Genomic DNA, 4667 nt, shown 5'->3' on the forward strand with positions numbered 1-4667 from the left:
GTGACCGGCGGGGTAATCACCAGCGCCGGCGTGGTCCTCGCCGCCACGTTCGGCGCGCTGAGCGTCCTGCCGCTGGTGCCGTCCGTCCAGACGGCCGTGATCATCGGCGTCGGGGTGCTACTCGACACGTTCCTCGTCCGCAGCCTGCTCGTCCCGGCCCTCGCGCTGCACGTCGGCCGCCGCACCTGGTGGCCGAGCGCCCTGGCCCGGCCGGCGTCCCGGCCCGCCGCAGAGCGGATACCTGTGGCGTCGTAACCACCTGGCCGGGTGACGCCCGCCGGGGAAAGGCTCCCGCGCCTGCCGTGCCCCTAGTTAAGGCAGGCGCCGCATATCAGCGGGCAGACGACCACTCAGTCGTAGTGGATCAGGGCGGCCAGCTCGGTGCGGCTGCTGGCGCCGAGTTTGGCGCCCGCTCGATAGAGATGGCCCTCCACGGTCCTCACGGACACGACCAGCCGATCGGCGATCTCCCGGTTGGACAGGCCGTGCGCCGCCATCGTCACGATCTCGCGCTCGCGAGCGGTGAGCGGTAGTGGCCTGGCCGCGGCGGCCAGCGCCGGAGTGCGGGCGCCGTCGCACACCTGCGCGAGCCGATGGGCGCGGGCAGCTGCGGCCTTGGACGGGCCGATCTGGTCGTGCCGGGCGTAGGCTGCCGCGGCCTGTGCGGCGCTGTCGGCGGCGGCCAGCAGATCGCCGAGTTGTTCCAGGCGAGCCGAGCAGGCGAGGAGAGCGTCACCGTCGTCGGCCGCGAGCGCGGCGGCCTGCGCCGCAGCGGCCAGTGCCCGAGGCCCGCCCACCCGGGTGGCCAGGTCGGCGAGCCGGTCGGCGACCGAACCGTCACCAAGGCAGACCGCGGCGTGCAGCGCCAGGACCTCGTGGGCAAGCTGCCCTCGGGACGCGGCGATCTCGGCCGCCTCATGGGCGAGAGCGACCGCCTCACTCACCGCGCCTTCGGCGGCGGCGAACCACGCCCGGGCCAGCAGCAGCTCCGGTTGCAGTACCAGCAACGTGGGATGCTGCTGTGCCTCCAACTCGGAGAGGGATCGTCGGGCCGCGACGAGGTCACCGGAGAGGGCCAACGCTCGCGTGGTCGTCAGCAGGCAGAAATACAGGAACCCTCCGGCGTTCCCGGCGCCTGTCAAGCCGGCGCGGGCTTCGCGGAGCAGGTGCACAGCTGTGGCCAGGTGGCCCAGGGCGAGTTCCGCCTCCGCCACGAGGATGTTGGTGAGTTCACCGGCGAAGGCGACTTCGGTGGCCGCCTCTCGGCACTCGAGTGCGACAGCGAGCGCCTCCCGCAGGTGGCCGGCCAGGCGCAGCCCGTGCACCTGCCATCCGGCCAGTGGGACGCCGAGGAACGCGAGCTCCGGCGATCGGGCAGCCGCTGCCCGGCCGGTGGCGGCGGCCGGGCCGAGCTCGTCGATGCGGCCCAGGGCGGCGAGGGCGGCGACGAGCCCGCAGCTGGCGAGCGTCGCCGACTCGTCGGGGAGCCCCGGCCAGGCGAGTGCCGTGGCCCCGGCCTGTGCAGCGCGTACCGGGTGGCCGAGGCCGGCCTCCAGGTAGGCCCGCACCGCGACCAGTTGCATCCGGGCCGCCTCTTCGCGGACCTTCTCCTCGGCGGTGTCGAGGGCGGCTGTGGCCTCCGCCGGCCGCCCGACCAGCCACATCAGGTAATGAACCTGGGCCACCGTTGCCCTGACCCGCTCGGTGTCGGTGCCGGCCAGTGCGGTGAGTGCCGTCAGCTCGACCTCGACCTCCTCGTAGCGGCACAGCCCGTTGAGGGCCGCCACGACGGTCATCTGTGCCTGGAAACCGCCGCCCGCCGCCACCGCGGCGCGGCCGACCCGCTCGGCCAGCAGCAGATCAAAGAGCTGGACGGCGTACCCGGCGGCCGCAGTGAGCAGCGCCGGGTCGGGTTCGAGGTCGGAGTCGAGGCTGAGTACGGCCCGGCGCAACATCTCGTCCGGGTTTCCCGCGGCGGTCTCGGCCAACGCGGTCGCGATCCGCCCGCGTAGTCGGCGGCCCCGCAGCGTGCCGATGTTCGCGCGCCGCACCTCGCCGTAGAGCGGGTGCGCCAGCCGGGTCCGCAGCCCCCGGTCATCCCGCTCCACGCTCACCAGTCCCCGCGTTTCGGCCTCCTCCACGGCTGACGCAGCGGCGAGCCGGGTCAACAGGCCGGCATCCAGCGGCTCGCCGAGGGCGAGCACGTCCACCACGTCCCGCACCCGCTTGGACAGCCGGCCCATCCGGGCCTCCACCAGCTCCGCCAGGCCCGGCGTGATCGCCAGGTCCCCCGACCAGCGCCACACCCCGCCTACCATGTGCAGCCGGCCGGCTTCCAGCTCTCCAGCCACCAGGTGCCGCAGGTAAAGGGCGTTACCTCTGGTCAGCGCGGACATGCGGGCCACGCTGCCGCTGTCCACCGGCCCGCCCAGCACCGCGGTCAGCAGCGCCGCCGTGTCCGGCTCCGACAGCGGCGGAACATCCAGCCGGGTCAGGTATCCGTCCTTCCACAGGGCGCTCACCGCGTCCGCGACCGGCTCGCCGGTGCGCACCGTGACGACCAGGGTGACCGCCTTGTGCAGCGCCAGCTGGTGCACCAGCAGTGCCGACAGCTCGTCAAGGAGGTGTGCGTCGTCCACTGCCACCATGAGTTCGCCGCCACCCGCCCGAGACAGCAGCGAGTCGACGCCGTGCCGCAATACCTCGGCGGGGTCGTCACCGGCGGTGGCGAGCAGTCCCGCGAACGCCCCCAACGGCAGGCCGCGCGCGGAGGCGGTGGCGACCACCCATCGGGTCGCGATGCCCTGCGCGGCGGCCTTGGCCAGTACTTCCTGGGCCAACCGGGTCTTGCCCACCCCGGAAGCCCCGGCCAGCACCACGCCTTTCGACCCGCCGGGCCGCCTGGTCGCCTGGCCGATCGACCGGAGCTCCTCGACGCGGCCGGTCAACGGCCATTTCTGGGCCGCGCCCGGACCGTACAAGCCACACCTTGACCTTCCCCGAGCCGTGCAGCAGCAGGTCGCCCGGTTGCTGTGGCTCCGGAAACCGACCGGAGGATCTTCCACCACAAAATATGCGGTCTCCGGAGGGACAGCTGCAAGCATCTGGACGGCCCTGCCGCTGCTGGCGGACAACAGGTAGTCGACTACTCGTGACCGCCGGGACCGATCGTGCTGAAGTCCAGCCATGGGCCGCGAGCGAGCCCGTGGCGAAGGGATGACCCATGCAGATCCTCAGGAAGCTCGGACAAGCCGCGATTGTCGGCGCCGCACTGGCCATGGTCGTGGCGTGCGGAAGCGACGGCGGTTCGAGTTCTTCCACGTCGGCAGAAAATCCGGGTACGGACGACGCCGCCAGCGCCGTGACCGAGGCCAAGGGCGGCGAATGCGAACGCCTCACCAAGAGCGAGGTCGAGGCGGTGATCGGCCCGAATGATGGCGGCCAGCACGACTACGCGCTCGGCGGGTGCATCTGGACGGCGACCTCGGGCGCCAAGGACGGCCTCGTCGAGGCGATCTCCGCGACGGTCCTGCCAAAAGCCCAGTACGAGGCTGTGGCCGAGGTCGGGGAGCAGGTCAGTGGTTCCGCCGATGGCGCCACCTACGACACCATTCACGGCGAGCTGTGGTTCCCCTGCAAGAGTGACTTCTGCGGGATCAAGGTGAACATCAGCGACCCGGACAAGCGCAAGGAAGTCGCACTGCGCCTGGGCAAGATCCTGCAGGACCGTGTGTAGGCCCTGCCGGTCGACAAATACTGGCGGGCAACTGGCGTGCTGGCGCGGGCCGAAGGTAGGGCTCGCGGCTCGGCGGACCGCCGCCTGAGTGTGGGAGGGCAGCGCCGCGGGGCTGCCTCGGCCCGTCGGAACTGTGGTCTCAGGGGCCGGGCGGGCGGATCGGCACCCGCCACCCGTACACCGGCGGCGGCGGATGCGGGGCGCGGCGCGCGGACCGCACCAGCGCCCGGAGCCAGAGGAACCCGACGAGGGCCACGACCGCCAGCCCCGCCAACTCCAGCACGGCGAACAGCGCGACCTGCCCGGCGGTCGGCCGGACCAGCCCACCGTGCAGGCTCACGGTGCCCCGGTGAGCAGCACGGTCAGGAGCAGCGCGATCACGTGCATGCCGTCCCAGAAGGCGTGCAGCAGGGACACGCCGAGGTAGGCCAGGATGAGCCGCCCGGTGACCACGAAGTGCTCCCGGCTGCTCGAGGAGAAGAGCACCCCCGCCGAGGATCGCCGTCCACAGCCCGTGCCCGAACGGTGTGATCACGCCGCGCAACAGTTCGGTCACCACCAACTGCGGCACCGACAGCCCGTGGGCGCTGCCGGCCGTGCTGGTCATCTTCGGGCGGTGGCTGTTCTGGCCGTTCGTGCCCCGTTACTCCCCCGACACGGTCGGAGTCGACGTGGCAGCCCAGCACGGGGTGTGGCGACGGATCGCCGGGTTCGTCGGCCGGCGACCCCGCGCGGTGTGGCTGGGCACAGCGGCGGCGCTCGTGGCGCTGAGCTTCGGCATGGTCAACCTCAGCATCGGCATGCCGCACGACGAGTCGTTCACCAAGGAAGTCGGCTCGGTCACCGGCCAGCGGATGATCGAGGCCCACTACCCGAAGGGATCCGTCGCACCCGCCGAGATCCTCGCCGCCGCCGCCCCGGCCGAGCAGGT

The 4667-nt window shown here is 72.4% G+C and carries 5 protein-coding genes and 1 pseudogene; 3 read left to right on the forward strand and 3 right to left on the reverse strand.

Going from position 1 to position 4667, the window contains the following annotated elements; translation table 11 throughout:
- Positions 1-255 (forward strand): MMPL family transporter (locus tag ACGF4F_RS37245; protein WP_393085218.1); only part of this gene is annotated, 255 nt, incomplete at its 5' end.
- 95 nt (positions 256-350) lie between these two features.
- On the opposite strand, the gene ACGF4F_RS37250 is transcribed toward ACGF4F_RS37245, so the two are convergent.
- Positions 351-2948, reverse strand: coding sequence for a LuxR C-terminal-related transcriptional regulator (locus ACGF4F_RS37250; protein ID WP_393085221.1), 2598 nt, complete (start codon positions 2946-2948; stop codon positions 351-353).
- 275 nt (positions 2949-3223) lie between these two features.
- On the opposite strand from ACGF4F_RS37250, the gene ACGF4F_RS37255 reads away from it, so the two are divergent.
- Complete coding sequence (locus ACGF4F_RS37255; protein WP_393085223.1) at positions 3224-3736, forward strand: hypothetical protein; 513 nt, start codon at positions 3224-3226, stop codon at positions 3734-3736.
- 139 nt (positions 3737-3875) lie between these two features.
- On the opposite strand, the gene ACGF4F_RS37260 is transcribed toward ACGF4F_RS37255, so the two are convergent.
- A complete protein-coding gene (locus tag ACGF4F_RS37260) occupies positions 3876-4076 on the reverse strand; it encodes a hypothetical protein (RefSeq protein ID WP_393085226.1) in 201 nt (66 codons plus the stop codon).
- Entirely contained in the window at positions 4073-4222 is a 150-nt protein-coding gene (locus tag ACGF4F_RS37265) for a hypothetical protein (protein ID WP_393085229.1), read from the reverse strand. Before ACGF4F_RS37265 ends, ACGF4F_RS37260 begins: the two co-directional genes overlap by 4 nt.
- A 41-nt stretch (positions 4223-4263) precedes the next feature.
- On the opposite strand from ACGF4F_RS37265, the pseudogene ACGF4F_RS37270 reads away from it, so the two are divergent.
- Positions 4264-4667: pseudogene (locus tag ACGF4F_RS37270) on the forward strand (hypothetical protein); the annotation flags it as partial.

The sequence above is a fragment of the Micromonospora sp. NPDC047740 genome (assembly GCF_043204735.1).
Taxonomy (GTDB): domain Bacteria; phylum Actinomycetota; class Actinomycetes; order Mycobacteriales; family Micromonosporaceae; genus Micromonospora.

What these genes read in the sequence shown, in the direction of transcription:
- ACGF4F_RS37255 (WP_393085223.1), top strand. Translation starts at nt 3,224, where the DNA reads ATGCAGATCCTCAGGAAGCTCGGACAAGCCGCGATTGTCGGCGCCGCA.